The sequence below is a fragment of the Winogradskya consettensis genome, from assembly GCF_018332715.1.
Lineage (GTDB): Bacteria > Actinomycetota > Actinomycetes > Mycobacteriales > Micromonosporaceae > Actinoplanes > Actinoplanes consettensis.
Genome location: NZ_BOQP01000030.1, coordinates 141089 through 167463, shown reverse-complemented (window position 1 = coordinate 167463; position 26375 = coordinate 141089). Strand labels below are relative to the sequence as shown.

The window sequence follows — 26375 nt, the reverse complement described above, 5'->3', positions numbered from 1 at the left end:
CGGTAACCGACCTCGGCGAGGTTGTCCGGGCGTTCCCGGGGCGGTTGTCAGGCGGCAGCGCGGGCTGGGCGGGTGGTGCTGTAGGTGCGGGGTGCGTCGGCGTAGGTCCGGGTTGCGCGGTGGGGGGCTGCTGCTGCGGTGCGGGCCGGCGTTCCCGTCGCGCGGCTGGACCGGGCAGCAGCCCGGGTGGACGTCGCAGCGATCCGGGTGGACGACGCCGCGGTCCGGATAGACGTCGCCGCGAGGCGGCCGCGGGAGACGAGCAGGGCCGCGGCGGCGTAGGCCGCTACGACGAACACCACCTCCTCGGCTACGCCTACGATGACCGGCAGGCCGGGGACGTACTCCGTCACCGAGACGCCGCTGACCACGAGGGCGGCAGCACCGGCGAGCCCTAGCACGGCCGTCAGGAAGGGCCGGCGCAAATGGAGAGCGCGGCCGGTCAGCAGGCCGATGATGAGGCCGGTCGGCACTCCGATGGCGAGGGCGACCAGGGCGGCGTTCATCACGTAGTCGGCGATGTCCTGGCCGTCGTGCGGCCGCACCAGCAGGTTCGACACGGCGTACCCGACGACCCACGTCACCAGGGAGACGGCCCCGACACCGGCGCCCCGCGCCGCGACGGACTTCCAGGACGGTGCCGGCAGGTTCGCTGTCTCAGTCATGTGGATCATCCTGGCGAACCGGCGCCGCCCTTAAATCCCGTCATCGTGCCAAGACCGTGCGCCACGGCGGCCTTGTCACTCTGAGACAAAGTGTCTGACTAAGCCGGACAGGCGAGTGACTCGCGCCCACAGAGGAGAGACACGCAATGGCGGTTCGATCAGGCGTTCTCGGCGAAGGCCGTGTTGAGCTGGTCGGCGAGGGCCGCGTCGATGACCGGGCCGTGCAGGCGGTCACCCTCCCAGCCCACCGGCAGCTCGACCGAGATACCGCCGTTCCGGGCTGCCCACAACGCCGTGTGATAGACCGAGCCCTTCGCCTCCCGGATCTTCGCCAGGGTCGCGGTCTGGAACTGGATGGGATGGCCGGCCGCTGCACCGGCGCGCATGTGGGCGTACATGGTCCGGTAGGCCGGGCGGGTCTGCTCGAGGGTCCCGTCGACGTCCGCTGCGATGAGGGAGTTGTTCTCCCAGACCCCGAAGTCACCCATGGCGGTGCGCTGGTGGTCCATCAGCTCGATGGTCCTGCCGGTATCGTTGACCAGCGAGTTCGTGGCGCCGTCGGGCGAGACCACGATCGTCTGCAGGGGGTTGTAGGCGATCGAGGACGAAACACCGTACGGGGATAGGAGCTCCTCGTGGATCGCGATCGCCCTCTTGAGCGCGTCCATCTCGTCCTGCGTCGTGTACTCGAGCTTCAGCAGCGTGGTCCTGTTCGCCTGCGAGTCGAGCTCGTGGATGCAGGGCTCGGCGAACACCGTGCACGTGGCCGACACCGTCACCTCGCACCACATCGGGTCGTCGAGGTGGTCGCGGAGCCGCAGCACGAAGTCGCGGTACGCGTCCAGGTACGCGCCCGTCCACCAGCGCGGCACCGTCAGTGGTTCGCCGTCGTTGTCCCAGTCGAGAGCCGTGCCGCCGATGGCCTTGGCCCAGCCCGGCGCTGACTGGCCCGCGACCAGGCGCAGCTTCAACCGGGAGTAGCCCTGCTCCCTGGCGAAGGCGACCGCGCCGGTCAGCTGGTCGCACGCCGCCTTGCTGATCGCCCCGCCCTCGGCCGGCTGCGCCGCGTCCCAGTTGAGCCGGACGACAAAGCCTTTGAGCTGGGCCGCGCCCTCGTCGACCTTGTCCTGCTCCCGGGCGAGCAACCCGATGACATTGCCCTTGTCCGGCCCGGCGGCGGCCGCAGGGGAGAACGGCAAGGCAGACCCGAGGGGTACGCCGATGCTTGCCAGAGTCAGAAAGTCACGTCTACGCATGAGATGCGGATGCCCCTCTCACGACAGCTCCGGGCCCACAACCCTGACGAGCCCGGCGTGCGCCACAGATCGCCGATGCCCCCGATGAGCTCCCGGCCACCATCCAATGTAGTCAATTTTCGGGTTGATACGTCACCGCAGCCGACCCCGCTCCAGAGGCAGCTCGCTGCCCCGGTCCGGTTGACGCCGGTGCCGGCCGTCCGCCAGTCAGGCAGCGCAGCGGTGTGGCGCTCCCGCGGTGTGGCGGCCCCGGGGTGTAGCGGTGCGGTGGGCGGCGGTGCGGAAATTTGGTTTGGGGGGCGTGGGGCGGTCCGTATAGTCCTGGCTCGGTGGACCTGTAGCGCAATTGGCTGTCGCGCTGCCCTTTCAAGGCAGAGGATGCCGGTTCGAGTCCGGCCGGGTCCACCGCCGGGGTGGCCGGTAGCGCAGAGGTCGACGCGCCGCACTGCTCGTGCGGAGGACGCCGGTTCGAATCCGGCTCGGCCCACCTCGCCAGCGGGGAAGCAGGACAGGGGAGGCGGCCGGCCTGCCGGCGAACCGGGGGAGGTGAGCGGTATGGACGGCGATGCGATCGAGGCGGCCCTGCGGGTGCTCGGCGAGGTTCGTGATCTTGCTGTTGATGACCCGGTGCGGCAGCGGTTTCAGCGGGCCGTGGACGGGCTGGTGAAGGACGCTCAGAAGCAGCGGCGTGCTGATCGGCGGCGCAGGACGGCGGCCTTGGATCGGGCCGTTGTGGCAGGGGCGTCGACGGGGGCGGTGGACCGCGCTGAGGGCGTACCCGTGGTGGGTGGCTCTGATGAGGGGTCTGGGACCACTCGGCGGGAGCGGCGGTGTTATGCCTGCCGGGGGCGGTTTCGGATGGTCGACGCGTTCTATCACGCACTCTGCCCGGAGTGTGCCGGGCTGCACCGGCGGTATCGGGACGCCCGAACCGACCTGACCGGACGACGGGCGCTGGTGACCGGTGGGCGGGTGAAGATCGGGTTCCAGGTCGCGTTGAAGCTGTTGCGCGACGGCGCCGAGGTCATGGTGGTGACGCGGTTCCCGGCTGATGCAGGACGCAGGTTCGAGGGGGAGCCGGACGCCGCGGCCTGGCTCCCGCGGCTACGGATCATCGGTGCCGACCTGCGTGACCCGAGGCAGGTGCTGGAGGTCGCGGACCGCGCCGGCGAGCACCGCCTCGACATTCTGATCAACAATGCCGCCCAGACGGTACGCCGCCCCGCGTGGGCCTATCAGCCGCTGGTGGCAACGGAGCTCCTCACCGCCCGGGCTGCCGGAGCGGGTAGGTCCGGCGAGGTCGCTCCGAGAGCCGAAGCCGGCGGGTCCGTCGAGGTTGCTCGGACAACCGGAGCGGATGGATCGGCCGCGGCCGCTCGTGCGGCCGCAGAGGGCAGGCCGGTCGATGCTGCCCGGGCCGGCGTAACGGGTCCGGCGGTCGAGATGGTGTCGGGATACCGGCCCGGTGTCGCGGAGCTGATGCTGCCCGCTATCACCTCAGCGACCGGGCGTGCCGGCGTGGACGGCGCGACGACGGCGTGGGACGAGACCGATGCCACCGGGGCGCTGGTCGTGCCGGGCGAACACAACTCGTGGACCGCCCGGCTCGGGGAGGTCGATCCGGTGGAGCTGCTCGAGGTGCAGCTCGTGAACGTCATCGCGCCGTTCCTGCTGCTCGATCGGCTGCGCCCGGCGTTGACCGGTCCCGGGGTGGACCGGCGCTACGTGGTCAACGTGACCGGTCGTGAGGGCTGGTTCGGTGGCGGGACAGGTCCGGAACGTCATCCGCACACCTCGATGAGCAAGGCGGCGCTGAACATGCTCACCCGGGTCGCGGCCCCCGACCTGGCCCGCGACGGTGTCCACATGTGCGGTGTCGATACCGGCTGGATCACCGACGAGAACCCGCCGGGACGCCGGGACCGCCGTGCCGCTGCGGGCTGGCGGCCGCCGCTTGACGTCGTCGACGCGGCGGCCCGCGTCTACCACCCGATCCTGAGCGGCGAGGCGGGCGCGCCGCTGCATGGCGTACTCGTCAAGAATTACGGGGTTGTGCCCTGGTAGGTGCCGGTGGGCGCCGGGCGGTAGGCCTGGCAGTGGCCGCAGCTCAGGAACTGCCGGCTCGGGCGCACGGGGAAGAGCGGCACGAAGAAGAGCGTGAACTTCGTCGTGCGCCGGATCAGGGTCTGCGGCGCGTTCCAGCCGCACACCTCGCAGATCATGGTCGTGACGGAGATCAGATAGTCCTTGGAGCGCAGACCGAAGAGCAGGAACATCCCTCATTTGTACCCAGGGCGGGCCACCTCACTCCCCGACGCTCAGCCACGCCGCGGTGTCGGGCGGTAGCAGGCCGTCGGCGGTGAGCGGGCCGCTGGTCAGCAAGACCTCGCCGGGTGGCAGCTCGGCGGCCCTGTCGCCCATGGCGATGGCAAGGACAAAGGCATCCTCGCGTACGGCGGTCAGCAGCCCGTTGTCGTGAACGCGCCACACGACCGCATCGTCAGCCGTGAGGGTTCCGTCGTATTCGTGCCGCGCGCCTGCACTGCCGTCCGTGAGGGTTCCGTCGTATTCGTGCCGCGCGACCGTGATGTCGGCGTGGAGGGCGCCGGTGACGTCGGCCGATGGCCTGGTCGCGGTGACGGGGTCGCCGTGGAGAAGACGGCGGCGCAGGGCGAGGGCGTGGCGTAGGAAGGCCGGGTCGGTGGCGTAGGTGCCCCAGTCCGGCGGGACCGGCAGCCACGGTGGGGCCGAACCGGGTGGGGAGAAGCCGTAGGTGTCGGCCGGGTCGGACTGCCAGGGCAGGGGGACGCGGCAGCCGTCGCGGGAGATGCCCGAGCGGGTCCAGGCCGGGTCCTGGCGATCGGACGGTGATACGTCAACCTCGGGCAGGCCGCGTTCCTGGCCCTGGTACACGTACGCGGCACCGGGCAGGAACAGGATCGCGAGCAACGCCGCCTTGGCGCGGGCCGGGTTGCCGTAGCGCGTCGGGGTGCGGACGACGTCGTGGTTCTCCACCACCCACGTCACGGGGGTGCCGCCGTTCATCAGCCTCGTGCCCACGTCCGCCCATGCGGTCGCGTCCCACGGGGCTGCCACGAGCGCGAAGGCGAAGGCCTGGTGGAGCTCGTCCGGGCGTACGTATCGGGCTGCTCGTTCCGGGTCGAGGTTGACCTCGCCGATCAGGGCGCGCGGCGGGTCGTAGGAGTCGGCGATGTGCCGCCACTGCCGGTAGACGTCGTGGACCTCCTCCTGGTCGCTGGCGAGAGGGTTGCCCCGCAGCCGCATCGGCGGGACGGCGCCGGGGTCGTCCAGGTCGGGCAGGCCCGCGGCCTTGTAGAGCCCGTGCGCGACGTCGATGCGCAGCCCGTCCACGCCGCGGTCGAACCAGAAGCGCAGCACGCCGGCGAAGAAGTCCGCGGTGAGCGGGTTGCGCCAGTTCCAGTCGGGCTGCTCGGGCGCGTACAGATGCAGGAACCACTGACCTGGGCGCCCGTCGCCCTCGGTGACCCGGGTCCAGGCCGGGCCGCCGAAGACGCTGGGCCAGTTGTTCGGTGGCTCGTCCCCGCGGCCGTCGGCGAAGTGGAACCGGTCGCGGGCGGCGCTCCCCGGCCCGGCGGCGAGCGCGTCCTTGAACAGCGGGTGCTCGTTCGAGCAGTGGTTGGGCACGACGTCGACGATGACCCGCAGACCGAGCTCGTGGGCACGCGCCACCAGTGCGTCGAAGGCGGCCAGGTCACCGAAGAGCGGGTCGACGTCGGTGTAGTCGCTGACGTCGTAGCCGTGGTCGGCCTGCGGGGAACGCTGGAACGGCGTCAGCCAGATCGCGCCGACGCCGAGCCCTGCCACGTACCCGAGGCGTGCGGTGATGCCGTCGAGGTCCCCGACCCCGTCGCCGTTGTTATCGGCGAATGATCGCGGGTAGATCTGATACACGACCGCGTCGCGCCACCACATGTCCGGCATACCGCCGACACTTTCACAAAGCTCTATACAGTGCAGGGAGGCGGAGCAAGAGGCCGGACTGGCGCCGCGGAGCCGCAGGTGGCACCGTGATCGATAAGGGTGTGTTTCGGATGGTCGGAGGCGACATGGCACGCGACGGTGACCGGCTGGGGCAGGGAGCGCCCGGCGAGCCCGCGAAGGGGCGCGGACCCAACTCCAGCGGCGAGTATTCACAGGCCGACTATCACCACCCCTCCGCGGGATGGGGCGCGGCGGTCAGCGTCGGCAAGATCATCGCGAAGGCTCAGGAGCCCCTGGCCGCGCCGCGGGCCGTGCTCCAGATGAACCAGCTCCGGCTGAACAGCAAGGGCGGCGGCTTCGACTGCCCCGGCTGCGCCTGGCCGGACGACCGCAAAGGCCTGCACCTCGACTTCTGCGAGAACGGCGTCAAGCACGTCACGTGGGAGATGACCCGCAAGCGCACCGACGCCGCGTTCTTCGCCACGCACACGGTCGCCGAGCTCAACAAGTGGAACGACCACGACCTGGAGAACCAGGGCCGGCTCACCGAGCCGATGAGCTACAACCCGGCGACCGACAAGTACGAGCCGATCAGCTGGGCCGACGCGTACAAGATGGTCGGCGATGCCCTGCGCGCCCTGCCCAGCCCGCACGAGGCCTCCTTCTACACCTCCGGACGGCTCAGCAACGAGGGCACCTTCCTCTACCAGCTGTGGGTACGCGAGTACGGCACCAACAACCTCCCCGACTGCTCCAACATGTGCCACGAGGCGAGCGGCCGGGCTCTACAGGCAGCGATCGGCACCGGCAAGGGCACCTGCGACCTGGAGGACTGGGAGAATTCCGACCTGCTCATCCTGATGGCCGTCAACGCCGCCTCGAACGCGCCCCGGATGCTCACCTCGCTGGCCCTCGCCGCCGACCGTGGCGCCGACATCGTGCACGTCAACCCGCTGATCGAGGTCGCCAGCCAGCGGACCATCGTGCCGCACGACTTCAAGGCGATGGGCACGTTCCACGCCACGAAGACCGGCACGATGAACATCCAGCCCCGCATCGCCGGTGACCTGGCGCTGCTGCGTGGCGTCGCCAAGGTGGTGCTCGAGCAGGGCGCCGTCGACGAGCACTTCATCGCCGAGCACACCGATCAGTACGAGGCGTACCGCAAGACGGTCGAGGACTCCGACTGGGCCGAGCTGGTGCACCAGTCCGGCGTCCCCGAGGAGCAGATCCGCGAGCTGGGCGCGAAGTACGTCGCGTCGAAACGTACGATCATCGCCTGGTGCCTGGGCCTCACCCAGCAGGAACACAGCGTCGACACGATGCGCGAGATCATCAACCTGCTCCTGCTGCGCGGCATGATCGGCCATCTCGGCGCCGGACCGTCCCCGATCCGCGGGCACAGCAACGTGCAGGGCAACCGCACCTGCGGCGTCAACCACCACCCGACCGAGGCATGGCTGGCCAAGCACGACGCGGCCACCGGCATCGTCTCCCCCCGCGAGCGCGGCCTGGGCACGGTCGACACCATCGAGGCGATGCGCGACGGCCGGGTCAAGGTCTTCATCAGCGTGGGCGGCAACTTCGCCCTCGCGGCCCCCGACACCGAGCAGACCTTCGCGGCGCTGCGTAACACCGAGCTGACGGTGCAGGTCAGCACGAAGCTCAACCGCAGCCACCTCGTACACGGGAAGAAGGCTTTGATCCTGCCTTGCCTGGCCCGCTCCGAGAAGGACTTCCGCGGCGGCAAGGAACAGGGCGTGACCATCGAGGACTCGATGAGCTACGTGCACCTCTCCTACGGCAAGCGCAAGCCGCCGACCGAGCACCTCGAGTCGGAGAACGCCATCCTCTGCGGCATGGCCCGGGCGACCCTGCCCGGCTCGGCCACGCCATGGGAGGCCTACGCCGAGGACTACGACAAGATCCGAGACACAATGTCTCACGCGCTCGACGGCTTCGAGGACTTCAACAAGCGCGTCCACGACGGCATCGGCTTCCGACTCGCCCAGCCGGCCAGGGAAAGGGTCTGGCTGACCGCCTCCGGCAAGGCCGAGTTCCACAGCTCACCGCTGCCCGACGTGGTCCCGCCCGAGGGCCGCCTGATGCTCTCGACCGTACGGTCCCACGACCAGTGGAACACCACCATCTACTCGGACAACGACCGCTACCGTGGCGTCAAGAACATCCGCACGGTCCTGTTCATGAACCGCGAGGACATGACAGAACACGGCCTGAGCGAGTGGGACCTCATCGACATCACCAGCCATGCCCGAGACGGGGAAACCCGATCTGTGTACGGGTACCGCGTGATCGGCTACGACACCCCCCGCGGCAGCGTCACGGGTTACATGCCCGAGCTGAACGTGCTCTGCGCGCTGACGGACAACAGCTCCCAGAGCGAACAGCCGCTGACCAAGCACCTGATCGTCGAGGTCACCCCCGCCGCGACGGCCTGACGATATCCACCTCGGCATCCTGGCCCGGCGCAACCTGTTCCTTGCGCCGGGCCTTCGCCTTTATGGATCGCCCGGCGGCATGGGGAGCGCTTATCCTCCGGACGTGAGTGAGATCAGCGGGGACTTCGAGACACACGTGACCGTTCAGGCGCATCAGAGTGATGGCCTGGACGTCTTCGCCGCCGAGCACGATCTCAAGGTCGTGCACATCGAACTGGACCGCGGCGACGTTACTCACCAGCCGATGCTGACCCTGCACGGCAGCGGCACCCTTGCGGAGCAGATACGGCTGGCCGGCCAGTGGTGCGACAGCCTGCGGCAGGCCGGCATGCACCCGGCCCGGGTCAAGATCGAAGCAGCACCGTACGCGACCGGCGCGCCCGTCGTCGATCGTGACGCCGCCGGCGAGCCGGAGGAACGGTACTTCGAGCACCACGTGAAGGTGCTGCTGCCCGCCGCGGCAGGCATGGCCGGTCTGCTCGAACTCACCGACCTGGCGACCTCGTTCGGAGCACGCCTGTCCCGCAACGCCCGGTCCCGCGACGCGGACGGCAACCAGGCGCGCTTCGTCAACCAGCGCTGCTGGGGCGTCGGCCGGGAAACGTCGACGGCACGGCTCGACGAACTGGTGAACGGCCTGCGAGCCGCCGGCTACGAGATCGCCAAGATCGAGCAGGAGTACGTGGTGCACGACAGCCACCTCGACCTGGACCTCGGCTGGCTCCAGCCGGACCGTCCGGAGCACACCTGGGCCCGCAAGAACAACGACTGGCACACGAAGCGCGACAACGCGAACAGGCGGGCCCCGGCCGGTGAACCCGGCTACCCACCCACCTACCAGCCCCTACCGTCCGCACCCGGCCTCTATCAGCGCGCAGCCTTCGACCCGGCCGTCAAGCCGTACCCCCACGCGTTCCGCCCGGGCGAGCCGGTCTTCACCGACCCGGTGCAGGGCCAGCGCTGGCGCGACGCCCGCCGGACAGCCATCCAGGACCTCCTGACGGCGATCGCTACCAGCCGCTGGTCCGAGCACCTGGTGCTCCGGGGCAGCGTCACCATGGCGGCCTGGGTGGGAGAAGCCGCCCGTGAGCCCGGTGACCTGGACTTCGTGGTCACACCCCCGACCCTGACCAGCGACAGCACCGAAGCCCGCCAGTTGCTCGACGGCATCCTCGCGTGCGCGGGGCTGCACCCGGGCGAGGCCGCAGAGTCGGCAATCTGGACGTACGAACGCGCCGACGGTCACCGGCTGGCCATCCCGTTCGACGCCCTGCACACCCACGGCGTTTCGGATGAGGGTTCGCGTGGCGGTGCGGCGTTGCGCGGTGGTGCCGCTTTGCCTGGCGGCGAGGGTTCGCGTGGCGATGCGCTGTCGCGTCGCGGTGGAGGCCGGCGTTCGCGTCGGCCTTTGCGGGGGTCGCGGCGCTCGGTGGAGGAGCTCGGCGGGTCGCTGCAGGTCGATGTCGTCTTCGGGGAGCGGCTGCCCGTCGACCCGCTACCGGTGACGCTGCCCGGCGTGGGCGTCCCGGTGCAGGCCGCCACCGCGGGGTTGTCGCTGGCCTGGAAGCTGCAGTGGCTCGGCACCGACATGTGGCCCCAGGGCAAGGACCTCTACGACGCGGTCCTCCTGGCCGAGCACACCCCGGTCGACCTGGCCCTCGTCCGCCAACTCCTTGACGACTCGACCTTCGGCCCGGAGACCGTACTGTCCTGGATCGACGTCGACTGGGACAACCTCGCCGCCGAGCACCCGATCATCGAGGGCGACGTCGAGCGATGGGTACGTCGCCTCGCCATCGCCCTCGACCGGTAGCACCGCCCCTGCCGAGCACTGAACCCTCGCAGCACGACACTCATCGACGGTCCGCGTACCCCTCGGCGGGCTTGTGCCTGCGAACAGCAGACGGGTAGATCGCCGGAGAGGTAACGCCGCTGGTGAGAAAGCCGCGACCGCCGTTAGCGGGCCGGCACCACCAGCCTCACAGTCAGGCGAGGCCTTCGCGGTGGGCAATGACCGCGAGCTGGGTACGGTCACGCGCGCCCAGTTTGGCAAGGATCCTGCTGACGTAGGTCCGGGCGGTCGCCGGGCTGATGAACAGCGCTTCGCCGATCTCCTGGTTGGTCTCCCCGAGACCGACCCGGGACAGGACCTCGCGTTCGCGCTCCGTGAGCCGGGCGAGCCGGGGATCGGGTTCCGCAGGGGCATCCTGCGAGGCGAGCCGGTCCATGACATGCCGGGTAACGGCTGGGGACAGCAGGTTGTCCCCGGCGGCGACGACCCGGACCGCCCGGCGGAGATCGTCGGAACCGATGTCCTTCAGCAGATAGCCGGCCGCTCCCGCGCGGATCGCCGAATCGATCTCGGTGGCCTCGTCGAAGGTGGTGAGTACGAGGACCCGCACGCCGTTGAGGGATGCGTCCCGGGTGATCTGCGCGGTCGCTGTGAGGCCGTCGCCGCCCGGCATACGCAGATCCATGAGCACCACGTCCGGCAGGTGCCGCCGGACGACGGCGAGACCGGCGACGCCGTCACCTGCTTCGGCCACGACCTCGACGTCGGGGACCGACGCCAGCAGAGCGCGCAGCCCGGCCCGGATGAGCTCCTGGTCGTCGACCAGCACGACGCGGATCATGCGGGTTCGCGCAGAGGCAGTTCGGCCTCGACGGTGAATCCGGACGCTTCGTGCCGCGTGCGCAGCGACCCACCGAGCGCGCGGGCCCGCTCCGTCATACCGGCGATGCCATGACCCGCACGGACGGGCTTCCCCGATGGCGGACCGTCATCGGTCACGAACACTCGCAGCCGCGTGGTGCCGGCGACCACTTTCACACTCAGCCGACTGGCATCGGCATGCCGGACCACGTTGGTCACCGCCTCCTGGACGATCCGGTACGCGGCCGCGTCGATGATCCGGGGCAGCGTCCCCGGCGCCACCTCGACCTGTTCCTCGACATCGAAGCCGGCCGCCCTGGCCGTGTCCAGCACAGGCGACAGGTACGCGAGCGACACCGTGACACTCCTGCCGGGCGGCTTCGAACGCAGCACGCCGACCGTCGTACGCAACTCGCGCATGGCCTGCGACGCGGCGGCCTTCACCTGCCGTACCGCAGGTCCGGCGACCTCGTCGTCCACCGGGATCGCCTCGCGTGCCACCTCCGCGTGCAGCGAGATCACGGAGAGAGCGTGCCCGATCGCGTCGTGAAGGTCGCGGGCGATCGACAATCGTTCCTCGCGTAACCAACTCTCTGCTTCCTGGATGTACTGCCGTGCCATCAGGTCCCGCAGCTCGCGCTGACTGCGCTGCTGGACCCGGCGGCTCCGCAGGCCGTCGCCGAGCGCGATGGCAACCGCCATCAGCGTTACGTGCGGCGCCAGGTCGTAGCCGAGTACGAAGGCGGCGTCCTGCCCTTCCATCAGCCGGAACATGAGCGAGACGCCGAGCACCCCCAGCGAGGTGACGGCGGCGGTCACGAGCCGGCCGGCCTCCGCGGCGGAGAACAGGGCGGCGGCCAATGGTACGGCGACACCGACCGCCGGGTACCCCACCGAGTAGTAGGCGAACAACCCCAGGGCGGTAACGCCCAGCACCGCACGCGGATAGCGGCGGCGGGCGAGCATGAGCGCACCCAGCCCGGCGGCCCATGCGTACGCGATCGCGTCCGGTTGCTGGGTACCGCCCTGCCGGGCCGAGATGGTCCCCACCAGCGTGGCGGTCACAACGAGCCCGAGTATGGAGTCGGCCACCCACGGCATGGGCCTCCGGATACGACTATCCATGGTGGCCAGCCTAAATCCCCGGTACCGCGGTAGCGCGCCGCCGAACGTAGTAGCGAGGCGTCCGGGCTGTCGCTTCTCGACGTACACGGTCGAGGTCCGAGACGGATGGCGCGCGAGGCCCGGGCGCCTACGGTCGGGCCATGCAGAAGCAGCCATCCCGTCCCCGAGGAATGCCCTGGCCCGCTATGGCCGGATTGGCGCTGCTCGCCGTGCCCCGCGTGATCCTGCACGATCTGGACATCCTTGAGGAAGGAACGTTCGTCAACCTGCTGTTCGTCGTCGTTCCGCCGATGATCTGGATCGCGGTGGCGCTTGCTGCCAGGGTCCCGCGACCGTTCCTCACCCTCCTGGCGGTCGGGGCCTTCTACGGCGTGTTCCTGTGCATTGCCCACCAGCTGCTCTGGGACGCGAGCGGGGGTCACGATGTGCGCCTGGGCGGCAACCTCGAAGGCCGGCTGTCGCCGGGCACGGAACAGCTGATGATCCGGATCTTCGCCGCGGTCAGCAGCATCTTCACCGGCCTGTTGGTAGGCGCCATCACCGGACTGATCGCCTGGGGTGGACGCCGGCTCCTGACGAAACGGGAGAGGGCGTGACAGGCGAAGCATCGTTCACCGGCTCGGCAACGCCGGGACCGCCCGGTGAGGTCAGTGGGTTCAGAGCCAGACCGGGACCATCGTGCCGGAGTCGAGCCGGTCCGCCGAGTCGACCTGGCAACCCATCAGGGCAGCGGCCCGCAACACAGCCGTGCGGGCTCGGTCGTTGTCGCCGGGCGGGAACGCGATCCGGATCTGATGCCTGTACGCCGTCTCGTACATCACCCGCCACCGGCCACCGGCCGCGGCGAACTTGTCCTGCCGGGACTCCTCGGGGCCGACCCGCATCCGGTCCGCGGTCGGGGCGAGGGCTTCGCGCAGGTGGGCGTACCGCTGCTCGTAGGGGAGTGTGCTCTCGGTGAGCCTGACGTAGACGTGGGTCAGGTCCTGGACGGGGTCGAACCACTGCGCTGTGGCCCGGAAGGCGTCCGGGAACGCCGCAACCCGGCCGGCCAGCCAGCCTTCGAGGAACGCCGCAGCGCCCATGCGGTAGAGCTCCCACTCCGCACCCCGGGGAGTCCACACCACGACCGGCCACTCCTCGGGGCCGCCCTCGGTGAGCCAGCACAACCAGTCGCCGTTGCTGGTGCCGCCCCAGATCAGGATCCCGCCGGGCGCCGGATACAGCGGGTACGGGTAGTCATCAGGATCGTCCTCCTGATAACCCCGCTCGTCCTCGAGCACGTCGGCGTTGTAGCCGGGCAGGTCCGGCTGGAGAGAGATGAGATCGCAGAACTCGCCCTGCCCGTAGCGGTCGGCCATCGCCTTGAAGTCGCCGGGCAGGCGCAGTCCGAGCCCGGCCTCGGCCGCCGCCCAGTCCGCCGGCCCGCCGGCAGGATTGGCCGGCGGTGGCACCAGCCGCATCAGATCATCCAAAGCCGTCACAGCCGGTGAGCTTAACTGCCCCGCCCGGCCCGCCCGGCCCGCCCGGCCCGCCCGGCCCGTCCAGCCGGTCCACCGCGAAGGCCGGTGAAGCGCGAAAGGCCGCCGCGGCTCACCGAAGTGAGTCGCAGCGGCCTTGGACGAGCGGAAGAGGTCAGGCCTTCTTGAGCCAGAAGGTCAGGCCGATCTGCTCCTCGGTGAACGGCGTGCCCCAGTCGGGCGTGCCCTCCGCGTAGTCGGTGGCCAGGACCTCGTCGGCGACGAGGTCGCGGTGTTCCCAGAGGGCGGCCGACGTGGCTTCGTCCGTGGCCTGGTAGCGCAGGACGATGCGGTCGGAGACCTCGAGGCCGCTGGATTTGCGGGCCTCCTGGATCAGGCGGATCGCGTCGCGGGCCAGGCCGGCGCGCTTGAGCTCCGGGGTCAGGTGCAGGTCGAGGGCCAGGGTGGCGCCCTGTTCCGAGGCGACCGCCCAGCCTTCGCGCGGCGTCTCGGTGATGATGACCTCGTCCGGGGACAGGTCGACCGGGGCGCCGTCGACGAGCACGGTTGCCGTACCCGTGGTGGTCAGGGCTTCCTTGAGCGCGGCGGCGTCAGCTGCCGCGACGGCCTTGGCCACGTCCTGCACGCCCTTGCCGAACCTTTTGCCCAGTGGCCGGAAGTTCGCCTTGGCGGTGGTGTCCACCAGGGACCCGCCGGCCGCGGCGACGTTGAGGACGACGCCGACGTTGAGCTCGGAGGAGATCTCCGCGAGCAGCTCGGGGCCGAGCGCGTCGAAGCCGTGGCCCGAGGCCAGTGCGCGGGACAGTGGCTGCCGGGTCTTGACGGACGATTCGGCGCGGGCGGTGCGGCCCAGTTCCACCAGGCGGCGGACCAGGGTCATCTGCTCGCCGAGGCGGGCGTTGATCAGCGTCTCATCCGGCGAGGGGTACGCGGCCAGGTGCACCGATCGTGCCGCCGTCGGGTCGACCGTGGCCACCATGTCCTGCCACACCCGCTCGGTGATGAACGGGGTCAGCGGCGCCATGAGCAGCGTCACCGTGTGCAGGGCCTCGTGCAACGTGGCCAGGGCCGCCTTGTCGCCGCGCCAGAAACGGCGGCGGCTGCGGCGGACGTACCAGTTGGAGAGGTCGTCCACGAACGCCGCGAGCAGCTTGCCGGTCTCGTGCGTGTCGAAGGCGGCCATGGCGGCGTCGACGTTCTTGACCAGGGTGTTCAGCTCCGAGAGCACCCAGCGGTCAAGGACGGGACGGTCGGCCGGTGCCGGGTCCGCGGCCGAGGGCGTCCAGCCGGCGGTACGCCCGTAGAGCGCCTGGAACGCGGCGGTGTTCCAGTACGTCAGCAAGGTCTTGCGTACGACCTCCTGCAGGGTGTTGTGACCGACCCGGCGCTGCGCCCAGGGTGACCCGACCGCGGCCATGAACCAGCGGACCGCGTCGGCGCCGTGGCGTTCCAGCAGCGGCATCGGCTCGAGGATGTTGCCCAGGTGCTTGGACATCTTGCGGCCGTCCTCGGCCATGATGTGCCCGAGGCAGACGACGTTCTCGTAGGGGGACTCGTCGAAGACCAGCGTGCCGACGGCCATCAGCGTGTAGAACCAGCCGCGGGTCTGGTCGATCGCCTCGGAGATGAACTGCGCCGGGTAGCTGCGCTCGAACAGCTCCTTGTTGCGGTACGGGTAGCCGAACTGGGCGAACGGCATCGACCCGGAGTCGTACCAGGCATCGATGACATCGGGCACCCGCGTGGAGGTCACGCCGCACCAGCAGCCGAACGTGATCTCGTCGATGAACGGCCGGTGCGGGTCGAGGTTGGACAGGTCGCGGCCCGTCTTCTCGCTCAGCTCGGCGAGGGACCCGATGCAGGTCAGGTGCCCCTCGGGGCAGCGCCAGATCGGCAGGGGCGTGCCCCAGTACCGCGACCGGGACAGCGCCCAGTCGACGTTGTTGTTCAGCCAGTCGCCGTACCGGCCGTGCTTGATCGTCTCCGGCTGCCAGGTGGTCTTCTCGTTCTCGCGGATCATCTGCGCGCGGACCTCGGTCGTCCGCACGTACCAGGACGGCTGCGCGTAGTAGATCAGTGGCGTGTGGCAGCGCCAGCAGTGCGGGTAGCTGTGCTCGTACTGCTGCTCACGGAAGAGAGCACCGCTCTGCTGAAGCTCGAGGACGAGCGGTGCGTCGGCGGACTTGAAGAACATGCCGCCGACGACGGGTACGCCTGCCTCGAACGTGCCGTCCGGGCGTACCGGATTGACCATGGGAAGCCCGTAGGCCCGGCAGGTCGCGAGGTCGTCCGCGCCGAAGGCGGGGGACTGGTGCACCAGGCCGGTGCCGCTGTCCGCGGTGATGTACGTCGCGAGCACCACGAAGTGCGCGTCGGGGATCTCGACGTAGTCGAAGGGACGCTGGTAGGTCCAGCGCTCCATCTCCTTGCCGGTGAAGCTCTGCCCGGTCACCGTCCAGCCCTCGCCGAGCGCCTGCTGCACCAGCGCCTCGGCGACGACGAGCCGCTCGTTGCCGTCGGTCGCGACGACGTACGTGAGGTCGGGGTGCACGCCTACGGCGGTGTTCGAGACCAGCGTCCACGGCGTCGTCGTCCACACGAGCAACGACGCGGTGCCGGCGAGCGGGCCGTTGGTGAGCGGGAAGCGGACGTACACCGAGGGGTCGATGTCGTTCTCGTAGCCCTGCGCCAGCTCGTGGTCGGACAGCGCGGTCTGGTCCCGCGGGCACCACGGCGCCACCCGGAAGTCCTCGACCAGCAGCCCCTTGTCGAAGATCTTCTTGAGCGACCACCACACGGACTCGATGTACTCGGGGTCCATGGTCCGGTACGCGTCGTCCATGTCGACCCAGTAGCCCATGCGCTCGGTCAGCGCGGCGAAGGCGTCGGTGTGCCGGGTGACGGACTCGCGGCACTTGGCGTTGAACTCGGCGATGCCGTACTTCTCGATGTCCTGCTTGCCGGTGAAGCCGAGCTCCTTCTCCACCGCGAGCTCGACGGGAAGACCGTGACAGTCCCAGCCGGCCTTGCGCGCGACGTGGAAGCCCTTCATCGTCTTGTAGCGCGGGAAGACGTCCTTGAACACCCGGCTCTCGATGTGGTGCGTGCCGGGCATGCCGTTCGCCGTCGGCGGGCCCTCGTAGAAGATCCAGTCGGGACGGCCCTCGGTCTGCTCGAGGCTGCGGTTGAACACGCTGTTGGCGTGCCAGAAGTGCAGCACCTCATGATCGACCTGGGCCAGGTCGACCTGCGCGGGAACGGGCTTGTACATCGGGTCCTTCCTCCGTCGGGTTAACACTCACCAACGGAGGGACGAGGCTCGCGCCCCGCGGTACCACCCTCCTTGACCACGCGTACGCCGTACGTGTGGCCCCCTCATTAAGGGTTTGCTCGGCTCGGGGGGTGATTTTCGCGCCGTGCACACCTCCGGGCTCCCACCGTCCCCGGTCGCTCTCAGGCTGCGTTCAGCGGTACTCGTCCCCGTCAGCACCTCGCGGTGGGCAATGCTACCGCAACCCGTAACGGGCCCCGAGCGCATTACCCCCTACGATGCGCGCCGTGAATGCCGATCGTCACATCGACGAGTTGTACGCCGCCGCCCGTGCCAATGACATGTACGCCTTCCAGCACGGCGTCCTGCCGCTCTGGACCGAGCTCGAGGGCGTCGGCCCCGCCCGGGCCGCGGAGGTCCTCGACCGGATCCTCGGCCTGTTCGCCCTGGTGCCGAACCCGGCGTCCAGCAAGCTCGGCATCCTGGCCGGGAGCCTGGTCGCGATGGGTGCCCCGCCGGCCGCGCTGGCGGAGGTGGCCGCCCCGATCCTGCTGGAGAACATGGCCGCCTCCGTCGCCTTCGCCCGCTTCTGGCGGCGCGCGGCCGGCCCGAAGGTCCCGCTGCCCCGGCCTGATCAGGGACAGGAGGCATACGAGTACGCGCAGGCGACGCTGACCCGTAACTCACGCCTGCCGTGGCGGCATGCCGTCGCCCCGCAGGACGCGGCCGGTCTTGCCGGTGCGTGGTTCTCGCTGGAGGACTGGCTGACGTTGGCCACCACGCTGCTGAGCATCCCGGAGATCCGGTCGTCGTTCTTCGGTGACTCTGCGGCTGCTGACCCGTCCGTGGCTACCGGTCGTGATGAGGCAGCACAGCTGGTTGCCGACCTCGGCGCCGTGCGTGGGGACATGGACTGCGTGGCGGGCCTGCTCGAGGTGCTCGACGACGAGGAGCTGATCGTCGTGCATCGCGGCGCCGGGCGGGCCTACGCCGTGACGCTCACCGGCGTAGGCGACAACTTCCAGCTCTGCACGTTGCTGGCGGACGCCTTTGCCGGCGAGTTCCCGGAACTCACGCCGGAGCCCTCCTGGGTGCTGGCGTCCTCCACGGGCCCGGTCGACGCGGCCGCCCGGATCGAGGCCCGTTGCCAGCTGACCGACGCCCTCGGCGCGAACATCTGGTTGGAAGGCCGGCCCGCCGGCATCCCGCGGGCCGATGAGCGCCGGGTCGTGGTGCTCGACCCCGTGGCGTACGGCAGGAGCTGGGATCTGGGCCGAACCTATGAGCAGATGGTCCCGAAGGTCCGGGTCGACCGGGAGCTCGCACCGCAGGAAGCGGCCCGGTGGATGGCGCAGATCGCGCCGCCCGCGCCGGTCAAGGGCCATCCGCCGGCGCACATTCATTTCGGCAGGCTCACCTCGACGGTCGAGGTCACCGGCTGACAGGAACCGCACAACCGGCGTACATACGTCGCCTGGGGGAGTGAGGTAGAAGAGTAAGGGTAGCCTTACCGAGAACCTCACTCCGCAGGGAAGAAGTGGTCTCATGCCAAAGCCAGTCCGCGCCGCCAAGATTGGCGTCGTCACCCGGATCGAGCAGCTCACCCCGCACATGGTGCGGATCGTCGTGGGCGGGCCCGGTCTGGCCGAGGTTCAGGCGGGGGAGTTCACCGACCATTACGTGAAGGTCATGTTCCCGCCGCCCGGCGTCGAATACCCCGAACCCTTCGATGCCGCCGCGATCCGGGAGACGCTGCCTCGCGAGGCCTGGCCGGTGGTGCGGACCTACACGGTACGCCGCTGGCTTCCGGACGTTCCTGAGCTGTGGCTCGACTTCGTGGTGCACGGCGACGAGGGCATCGCCGGGCCGTGGGCGCGTAACGCGCAGGTCGGCGACCCCGTCCGCTTCATGGGCCCGGGCGGCGGCTACGCACCCGACCCCGCCGCCGACTGGCACCTGATCGCCGGTGACGAGAGCGCCATCCCGGCCATCGCCGCCGCGCTCGAGGGCATGCCGGCCGGCGCGAAGGTGTACGCGTTCATCGAGGTCTCGGACCCGGCGGAGGAGCAGAAGCTGGAGACCGACGCCGACCTGTCGCTGACCTGGCTGCACCGCGGCGAGCGCCCGGTCGGCGAGTCCCTGATCGCGGCCGTGCGGGAGTTCACCTGGCCGGCGGGCGACCTGCAGGCCTTCGTGCACGGCGAGGCGAACTTCGTGAAGGACCTGCGGCGGCTGTTCCGAGTCGAGAAGGGGATCCCGATGAGCCAGCTGTCGATCTCCGGCTACTGGCGCCGGGGCATGAACGAGGACGGCTGGCAGTCCAGCAAGCGTGAGTGGAACCAGCAGATCGAGGTTGAGCAGGAGAGCGTCACCCCCGCGTGACGCTCACACCTGGTCTTTCCGGGCTGCTCGGGCGGCCTGCGCCGCCCGAGCGCCGGGACGGGTCATGGCCGTCCGTAGGTCTCCAGCAGGCGCAGCCAGATCTCGTTGATCGTCGGGTACGCGGGGACGGCATGCCACAGCCGGTCCAGTGGCACCTCGCCGACGACCGCGATCGTGGCGGCCTGCAGCATCGAGTCGACGTCGGGGCCGACGAACGTGACGCCGAGGACGACCTTGCGCTTCTCGTCGACGACCATTCGCGCGGTTCCGGAGTATCCGTCCTGGTAGACGCTCGCCCCGGCGACGTTGCCGATCTCGTAGTCGACGACGCGGATGTCGTACCCGGCCTTCTTCGCAGCCTCGGCGGTCAGGCCCACCGAGGCCACTTCCGGGTCGCTGAAGACGACCTGGGGTACGGCCTGGTGGTCGGCGGTCGCCACGTGCGTGCCCCACGGCGCGTCCGACACCGGCTTGCCGGTGGCGCGGGCGGTGATGACGTCCCCCACGGCGCGGGCCTGGTATTTGCCCTGGTGGGTGAGCAGTGCGCGGTGATTGATGTCGCCGGCCGCGTAGAGCCAGTCGTATCCTTCGACCAGCAACGTGTCGTCGACGTGCAGCCACTCGCCGGGCGTGAGGCCGACCGTCTCCAGGCCGATGTCGCCCGAGCGCGGCTTGCGCCCCGTCGCGATCAGCACCTCCTCGGCGCTCACCGAACTGCCGTCGCCCAGCTCGATGACCACGCCGTCGTCACCGCGGGTCACGCTCTTGGTCGCGGTGTTCAGCAGCACCGTCACACCCTGCTCGCGCAGCGCCGCGGCGACTTTCTCACCGGCGAACGGCTCCGAGCCGGCCAGCAGCCCGCCCCGGGAGACCAGGGTCACGGTGGTGCCGAAGCTCGCGTACGCGGTGGCCATCTCGACCCCGACGACCCCACCGCCGACCACGGCGAGGCTGGCCGGCACGGTCTTGGCGCTCGTCGCCTCCCGGCTGGTCCACGGGTCCGCGTCGTCGAGCCCAGGAATCGGCGGGAGCAGCGCATCGGAGCCGGTGGCCACGACGACGGCGTGCCGCGCGGTGACCACGGTCTCGGTGCCGTCCTTGGCGGTCACGGTGACCTGCTTGGTCCCGCTCAGCCGGCCGTGCCCGCGGAGCAGGCCGATGCCGGCGCCTTCGACCCACTTGACCTGGCCGTCGTCCTTCCAATTGCTGGTGAAGGTGTCCCTGCGGGCCAGCACGGCCTCCACGTCGAGCCTGCCGGTGACCGCCTGTGTGGCGCCACCCACGTGCTGCGCGGCGCGCAGCGCCTGGGCCGGGCGCAGCAGCGCCTTCGAGGGCATGCAGGCCCAGTAGGAGCACTCACCCCCGACCAGTTCGTGCTCGATCAGGACAGCGGTCAGCCCGCCCTGGACCACCCGGTCGGCCACGTTCTCGCCCACCGGTCCGGCCCCGAGCACGATGACGTCGTATTCGCTCATGCCCCGATCTTCCCATCCCCGCGTCACGTGTCCGCGCTGTTTCTCGCGCGATGCGTTGTAAAGACAAGTCAGAGCTTGCAAAGTCTTGCATGGACAATCGGCCGGGGTTAGCGTGCGTCGTCCGCGCATATAGGAAGGCCTCGATGTGGAGCTCTCCCGCGCGAGCCGCTTGCTGCTCGCCGCCCTGTTACCTTTCCTGACTCTCGGCGTGGGCATACCCGCCGCCGCCCAGGCCGCGACCGCGTCGGGCCTCCCGGCCGACGCCACCCGAGCGTCGGCCGTCACCGCCCAGGCATCGGCGCGACCAGCCCCGAAGCCGAGCCCGAACGAGCAGTTCTACTTCGCGCTCCCGGACCGCCTGGCCGACGGCGACCCCGCGAACAACCTCGGCGGGCTCGACGGAGACCGGCTCTCAACCGGGTACGACCCCACTGACAAGGGCTTCTACCACGGCGGCGACCTGCAGGGCGTGATCGACCGCCTCGACTACATCCAGGGGCTCGGCACCACCGCGATCTGGCTCGCGCCGATCTTCAAGAACCGGCCCGTGCAGGGCAGCGGCACCGACGTCTCGGCCGGTTACCACGGCTACTGGATCACCGACTTCACCCAGGTCGACCCGCATTTCGGCACGAACGCAGACCTCAAGCGCCTCGTGCAGCTCGCGCACCGGCGCGGCATGAAGATCTACCTGGACATCATCGTCAACCACACCGCCGACGTCATCAAGTACGCCGAGAACCAGTACGCATACGTCGACAAGACGGCCAAGCCCTACACCGACGCGCAGGGCCGGGCCTTCGAGGACCGGAACTACGCCGACGGCACCCGGGCCTTCCCGGCCATGAACACCTCGTCGTTCCCCTACACGCCGGTCATCGACCCCGCGGACCGCGCCGTCAAGGTTCCGGCCTGGCTGAACGACCCGCTGATGTACCACAACCGGGGCGACTCGACGTTCACCGGCGAGAACAGCGAGTACGGCGACTTCTTCGGCCTGGACGACCTGTTCACCGAGCGTCCCGAGGCCGTCCGCGGCATGACGAAGATCTACGCGGACTGGATCGGCAGCACCGGGATCGACGGGTACCGCCTCGACACGGTCAAGCACACCGACCTCGACTTCTGGCCGCAGTTCTCCCAGGGCATCGCGGACGCCGCGAAGAAGGCCGGCAAGCCGGGCTTCTTCATGTTCGGTGAGGTCTACAGCGCGGACCAGGAGGTCGAGTCCACCTACGTGCGTCAGGGCGGCCTGCCCGCGACTCTTGACTTCTCCTTCCAGGACGCGGCGAAGACTTTCACCGCCGGGGGCGGCTCCGCACAGGCCCTCGCCGATGTGTACGCGAAGGACGACCTCTACACCACGCCCAGCACCGGGGCAGGAAAACTACCGACCTTCCTCGGCAACCACGACATGGGTCGCATCGGGTCGTTCATCGAGTCGGGTGACGCCGATCCGGCGACCTACCTGCGCCGCGACGAGCTCGCCCACGAGCTGATGTTCCTGACCCGGGGCCAGCCGGTCGTCTACTCCGGCGACGAGCAGGGCTTCACCGGCCCCGGCGGCGACAAGGACGCCCGTCAGGACCTGTTCGCCAGCAGAACCGCGGACTACCTGGACGACGACCTGATCGGCACCGACCGCACCCATGCCCAGGACAACTACGAGACCGGGCACCCGCTCTACCGGACGATCGCCACGCTGGGCGCCCTGCGCAAGTCCCACCCCGCGCTGCGCGACGGCATCCAGGTCACGCGGTACGCCGCCGACGGCCCGGGCGTCTTCGCCGCATCCCGTGCCGACCCGTCCGAGCGACGGGAATACGTGGTGGCGGTCAACAACGCGACCACCGCGCAGACGGTCACGGTGGACACCTGGACGCCGGGATCCTCGTTCCAAGGTATCTACGGCGGAGCCGGCCGGGCCGTCGCCGGCGCTGACGGCAAACTGACAATCACCGTGCCCGCGCTGTCATCGGTCGCCTACCGGGCCGGCACCAGGATTCCCGCAGCCACCACGGCGCCGACCGTCGAGATCACCTCACCATCCGCCGGCGCACTGGTGCCGACTCGTACGGACCTGACCACGACGACCACCGGTGACCCGCTGTCGACGGTCACCTTCGAGGCCCGCGTCGGCAACGGCCGCTGGCAGAACCTGGGCACGACGTCGCTCGGCGGCGTCCACCACGACCTGGACGGACTGCCCGGCGGCACGGAAGTCACCTATCGGGCAACCGTGCGGGACGGCAAGGGCCGTAGCGCGTCCACCACCCGCGCGATCAAGGTCGGCACCCCCACGATCACGGCCGGCCCGGACTACGCCGTCGTCCACTATCAACGGTCCGCCGGGGACTACGACGACTGGAACCTGTACGCGTTCGGCGACATCGACGAGTCCTCGCAGACGAGTTATCCACAGGGCCAAAAATTTGTCGGCGAGGACGCGTACGGTCGGTTCGCTTGGGTGAAGCTCAAGCCCGGCGCCAAGAGCGTCGGCTTCATCGTGGTGGACAAGAACGGGGTGAAAGACGTGGCCGCGGACCGGTTTCTCGATCCCTCCGTCAATCCTGAGATCTGGCTCAAGCAGGGCGATCCAGCGATCGGCACGAAAGCTCCGGACGCCCCGCAGGACGACGGTACGGCCGTCATCCACTACCACCGCACCGACGGTGACTACAGCGGATGGGGCATGCATGTGTGGGAAGGCGCGGCGAAACCGACCGACTGGGCAGCGCCGCTGCAACCCTCGACGACCGACTCCTTCGGTGTCACGTTCCGGGTTCCGCTCGCCGCCGGTGCGACCGGGCTCAACTACATCATCCACAACGGCGACACCAAGGACCTCCCCGACGACCAGCGCCTCGACGTCGCTACGGCGGGGCACGAGATCTGGGTGCTGTCGGGCGTACCCGAAAGATTGGTGCCTCCGGTGCTCAAAGCCGGCGGTGGCGGCACCACCGACCTGACCACGTCGGCCGCGGTCTGGCTCGACCGCTCCACGATCGCCTGGAAGACGGGCGTCGGCAGCACCCTCGAGCCGAGCGGCGCGGGCACGGACGGGCGGGTCTACGACCTGATCTGGGCGTCGCAGGGCGGGCTCGACCCGGCCGCGCCGCAGCACAGCCTGCGCCTCAGCGCGCAGCGTGACGGGCTCACCGAGGCGCAGCGCCTGAAGTTCCCGCACCTGTGGCAGCACAACGCGTTCAAACTGCCCCGGGGCGACATCCATGAGCTCCTCAAGGGGCAGGTCGCGATCACCGAACGCGATGCGGCAGGCAAACTGCTGGCCGCGACCGGTGTGCAGATCGCGGGCGCACTCGACGATGTCTACGCCGCGGCGGCGAACGCCGCACTGGGGCCGGTCTTCGCCGAGGGGCGGCCGAAACTGTCCGTGTGGGCACCGACCGCACAATCCGTGAGCTTGGAGCTCTTCGACTCACCGACCGCGACGGCGCGCGGCGTACCCATGTGGCGTGACGCACAGACCGGCGTCTGGTCGGTCCGGGGCACCAAGGACTGGAAAGGTAAGTACTACCGCTACCGCGTGACCGCATGGCAACCGGCGGAGCAGAAAGTGGTCACCGCGAGCGTCACCGATCCCTACTCGGTCGCGTTGTCCGCGGACTCCACACACAGTCAGATAGCCGACCTCACGGATGCCACCCTGGCCCCGGCGGGCTGGAGCTCGCTGCGCAAACCCGCGCCCAAGCCCGGCAAGACCCAGATCACCGAGCTTTCGGTACGCGACTTCTCACCCGAAGGCACCTACAGCGCCTTCACGAACCCGTCGACGCCGGGCATGCGGCATCTGAAAGAGCTGGCCGACGCCGGCACCACCCACGTCCATCTGCTGCCGGTCTTCGACTTCGCGTCCACCCCGGAGCGCCGCGCGGACCAGCAGCAACCCGCCTGCGACCTGTCGTCCCTGCCATCCGACTCCGACCAGCAGCAGAAGTGCGTCGGCGCGGTGGCCGGCAAGGATGGCTACAACTGGGGCTACGACCCGCTGCACTACACGACACCCGAAGGGGGCTACGCGACCGATCCACAGGGTGCCACGCGCACCAGGGAATTCCGGCAGATGGTCGCGGGGCTCAACAACGCGGGTCTGCGCGTCGTGATGGACGTCGTCTACAACCACACCGCGGCCGCCGGCACCGACCAGTACTCGGTGCTCGACCAGATCGTCCCCGGCTACTATCAGCGGCTCCTTGAGGACGGCACGGTCGCCAACTCGACCTGCTGCGCCAACACGGCCCCCGAGAACACGATGATGGGCAAGCTGGTCGTTGACTCACTCGTCACCTGGGCCAAGGCGTACAAGATCGACGGCTTCCGCTTCGACCTGATGGGACACCACCCCAAAGCCAACATCCTTGCCGTGCGGGCCGCTCTCGACCGGCTCACCCTCGCCAAGGACGGGGTCGATGGCAAGAACATCTACTTGTACGGCGAGGGCTGGGACTTCGGCGAAGTGGCCGGCAACGCCCGCTTCGTCCAGGCGACCCAGGCCAACATGGCCGGCACCGGCGTCGGCACGTTCAACGACCGGCTCCGTGACGGTGTGCGCGGCGGCGGCCCGTTCGACGACAACCCGCGCGTCCAGGGCTTCGGCTCAGGCCTCTACACCGATCCCAACGGCGACCCGGTCAACGGCGCTCCCGCCGAGCAGAAGGCACGTCTCCTGCACTACCAGGACCTGATCAAGGTCGGTCTGAGCGGAAACCTCGCCGGCTACACGTTCACCGCCACGGACGGCGCGGTGCACACGGGCGCGCAGATCGACTACAACGGCGCCCCGGCCGGATATACAGCGGAGCCCGGCGAGGCAATAACCTATGTGGACGCTCACGACAACGAGGTGCTGTACGACGCTCTCGCGTACAAGCTTCCCCAATCGACGTCGGCCACCGACCGGGCGAAACAGCAGTCCGTCGCCCTCGCCACCACGGTCCTGGGCCAAGGCGCGAGTTTTACGACCGCGGGCAGCGAACTGCTGCGCTCCAAGTCGCTGGACCGTAACTCCTTCAACTCCGGCGACTGGTTCAACCGCAACAACTGGGACTGCAAGCAGGGCAACGGCTTCGGCAAGGGCCTGCCGCCGGCCGCCGACAACGAGAGCAAATGGGTGTACGCGAAACCGCTGCTCGCCGACCCCGCCCTCAAGCCCGGCTGCGACGCCATCAACCTCGCCAACACCCGCTACGAGGAACTCCTCAAGATCCGCAACTCGTCCCCGGTGTTCGGCCTGCCCACCGCGGCGGAGGTCCAGAAACGCATGTCCTTCCCCCTCTCCGGCAAAAACGAGACCCCCGGCGTCATCACCATGAAACTCGACGGCCGAGGCGTCGACCCCCGCTGGAAATCGGTAACCGTGGTCTTCAACGCCACCCCCACCCCCACAACCCAGACCGACCCCTCCCTACGCGGAGCCTCGGTCACCTTGCACCCCCTCCAGCACCTCCCCGCCTCCTTCACCCCCTCCACCGGCACCCTGACAGTCCCGGCCCGCTCGGTAGCGGTATTCGTACAAAGCTGACGCCACCAGCTACGACAGCACACCCCAGCCAGCCGCGGCGCTGCTGGGGTGTGCCCGTGCAGTGCCTGTGCGCGTGGACCCGCCGGCCGTCAGCGACCTGGTGAAC

General features: G+C 69.6%; 16 protein-coding genes and 2 tRNA genes. 9 read left to right on the top strand and 9 right to left on the bottom strand.

Translation table 11 applies throughout. From position 1 onward, the window contains the following. Positions 1-47: 47 nt before the first annotated feature. Together Aco04nite_RS27410 and Aco04nite_RS27405 are read right to left on the bottom strand one after the other, a co-directional pair. A complete protein-coding gene (locus Aco04nite_RS27410; protein ID WP_213000123.1) occupies positions 48-665 on the bottom strand; it encodes a hypothetical protein in 618 nt (205 codons plus the stop codon). A 158-nt stretch (positions 666-823) separates the two neighbouring features. Further along, positions 824-1921, bottom strand: coding sequence for a hypothetical protein (locus Aco04nite_RS27405; RefSeq protein ID WP_213000122.1), 1098 nt, complete (start codon positions 1919-1921; stop codon positions 824-826). A 331-nt stretch (positions 1922-2252) separates the two neighbouring features. On the opposite strand from Aco04nite_RS27405, the gene Aco04nite_RS27400 reads away from it, so the two are divergent. The 3 genes from Aco04nite_RS27400 to Aco04nite_RS27390 all read left to right on the top strand — a co-directional run bounded on the left by Aco04nite_RS27400 (position 2253) and on the right by Aco04nite_RS27390 (position 3985). Beyond that, positions 2253-2326: transfer RNA gene (locus tag Aco04nite_RS27400), tRNA-Glu, on the top strand. A gap of 10 nt (positions 2327-2336) precedes the next feature. After that, positions 2337-2408: transfer RNA gene (locus Aco04nite_RS27395), tRNA-Ser, on the top strand. Positions 2409-2476: 68 nt separating this feature from the next. Continuing rightward, positions 2477-3985 (top strand): SDR family NAD(P)-dependent oxidoreductase, encoded by a 1509-nt coding sequence (locus Aco04nite_RS27390; protein ID WP_213000121.1) that lies wholly within the window; start codon positions 2477-2479, stop codon positions 3983-3985. Here Aco04nite_RS27390 and Aco04nite_RS27385 read toward each other — a convergent pair. Together Aco04nite_RS27385 and Aco04nite_RS27380 are read right to left on the bottom strand one after the other, a co-directional pair. After that, positions 3964-4197 carry a zinc-ribbon domain-containing protein gene (locus Aco04nite_RS27385; protein ID WP_213000120.1) on the bottom strand — a complete coding sequence of 78 codons (234 nt, stop codon included), beginning with the start codon at positions 4195-4197 and terminating at the stop codon, positions 3964-3966. The two genes, Aco04nite_RS27390 and Aco04nite_RS27385, sit on opposite strands and share 22 nt — an antisense overlap. 28 nt (positions 4198-4225) lie before the next feature. Further along, on the bottom strand, positions 4226-5884 hold the full coding sequence (locus tag Aco04nite_RS27380) for a glycoside hydrolase family 13 protein (RefSeq protein ID WP_213000119.1): 1659 nt from the start codon (positions 5882-5884) through the stop codon (positions 4226-4228). 125 nt (positions 5885-6009) lie between these two features. Here Aco04nite_RS27380 and Aco04nite_RS27375 point away from each other — a divergent pair, with 125 nt between their 5' ends. Both Aco04nite_RS27375 and Aco04nite_RS27370 read left to right on the top strand, forming a co-directional pair. After that, complete coding sequence (locus Aco04nite_RS27375) at positions 6010-8343, top strand: FdhF/YdeP family oxidoreductase (protein ID WP_213000118.1); 2334 nt, start codon at positions 6010-6012, stop codon at positions 8341-8343. Between the two features lie 103 nt (positions 8344-8446). After that, complete coding sequence (locus Aco04nite_RS27370) at positions 8447-10156, top strand: nucleotidyl transferase AbiEii/AbiGii toxin family protein (protein ID WP_213000117.1); 1710 nt, start codon at positions 8447-8449, stop codon at positions 10154-10156. Between the two features lie 172 nt (positions 10157-10328). Here the strand turns inward: Aco04nite_RS27370 and Aco04nite_RS27365 are convergent, their stop codons facing one another. Both Aco04nite_RS27365 and Aco04nite_RS27360 read right to left on the bottom strand, forming a co-directional pair. Beyond that, a complete protein-coding gene (locus Aco04nite_RS27365) occupies positions 10329-10976 on the bottom strand; it encodes a response regulator (protein WP_213000116.1) in 648 nt (215 codons plus the stop codon). Further along, positions 10973-12121, bottom strand: coding sequence for a sensor histidine kinase (locus Aco04nite_RS27360; RefSeq protein ID WP_213000115.1), 1149 nt, complete (start codon positions 12119-12121; stop codon positions 10973-10975). Before Aco04nite_RS27360 ends, Aco04nite_RS27365 begins: the two co-directional genes overlap by 4 nt. Positions 12122-12306: 185 nt before the next feature. On the opposite strand from Aco04nite_RS27360, the gene Aco04nite_RS27355 reads away from it, so the two are divergent. Further along, positions 12307-12717, top strand: a complete 411-nt coding sequence (locus Aco04nite_RS27355; RefSeq protein WP_244876352.1) for a hypothetical protein — start codon at positions 12307-12309, stop codon at positions 12715-12717. 60 nt (positions 12718-12777) lie between these two features. On the opposite strand, the gene Aco04nite_RS27350 is transcribed toward Aco04nite_RS27355, so the two are convergent. Together Aco04nite_RS27350 and ileS are read right to left on the bottom strand one after the other, a co-directional pair. Next, positions 12778-13602 (bottom strand): SMI1/KNR4 family protein, encoded by an 825-nt coding sequence (locus Aco04nite_RS27350; protein ID WP_213000113.1) that lies wholly within the window; start codon positions 13600-13602, stop codon positions 12778-12780. Between the two features lie 151 nt (positions 13603-13753). Continuing rightward, positions 13754-16870 carry an isoleucine--tRNA ligase gene (ileS, locus tag Aco04nite_RS27345; RefSeq protein ID WP_213000112.1) on the bottom strand — a complete coding sequence of 1039 codons (3117 nt, stop codon included), beginning with the start codon at positions 16868-16870 and terminating at the stop codon, positions 13754-13756. Positions 16871-17157: 287 nt separating this feature from the next. Here ileS and Aco04nite_RS27340 point away from each other — a divergent pair, with 287 nt between their 5' ends. Together Aco04nite_RS27340 and Aco04nite_RS27335 are read left to right on the top strand one after the other, a co-directional pair. After that, positions 17158-18312 carry a hypothetical protein gene (locus Aco04nite_RS27340; protein WP_213000111.1) on the top strand — a complete coding sequence of 385 codons (1155 nt, stop codon included), beginning with the start codon at positions 17158-17160 and terminating at the stop codon, positions 18310-18312. 103 nt (positions 18313-18415) lie between these two features. Next, complete coding sequence (locus tag Aco04nite_RS27335) at positions 18416-19252, top strand: siderophore-interacting protein (RefSeq protein ID WP_203840738.1); 837 nt, start codon at positions 18416-18418, stop codon at positions 19250-19252. A gap of 62 nt (positions 19253-19314) precedes the next feature. Here Aco04nite_RS27335 and Aco04nite_RS27330 read toward each other — a convergent pair whose 3' ends face one another. After that, positions 19315-20727, bottom strand: a complete 1413-nt coding sequence (locus Aco04nite_RS27330; protein ID WP_213000110.1) for a dihydrolipoyl dehydrogenase family protein — start codon at positions 20725-20727, stop codon at positions 19315-19317. 145 nt (positions 20728-20872) lie between these two features. Here Aco04nite_RS27330 and pulA point away from each other — a divergent pair, with 145 nt between their 5' ends. Then, the gene (gene pulA, locus Aco04nite_RS27325) at positions 20873-26269 is read left to right on the top strand and encodes a pullulanase-type alpha-1,6-glucosidase (protein WP_244876336.1); all 5397 of its coding nucleotides are present in this window, start codon (positions 20873-20875) and stop codon (positions 26267-26269) included. Positions 26270-26375: the final 106 nt, after the last annotated feature.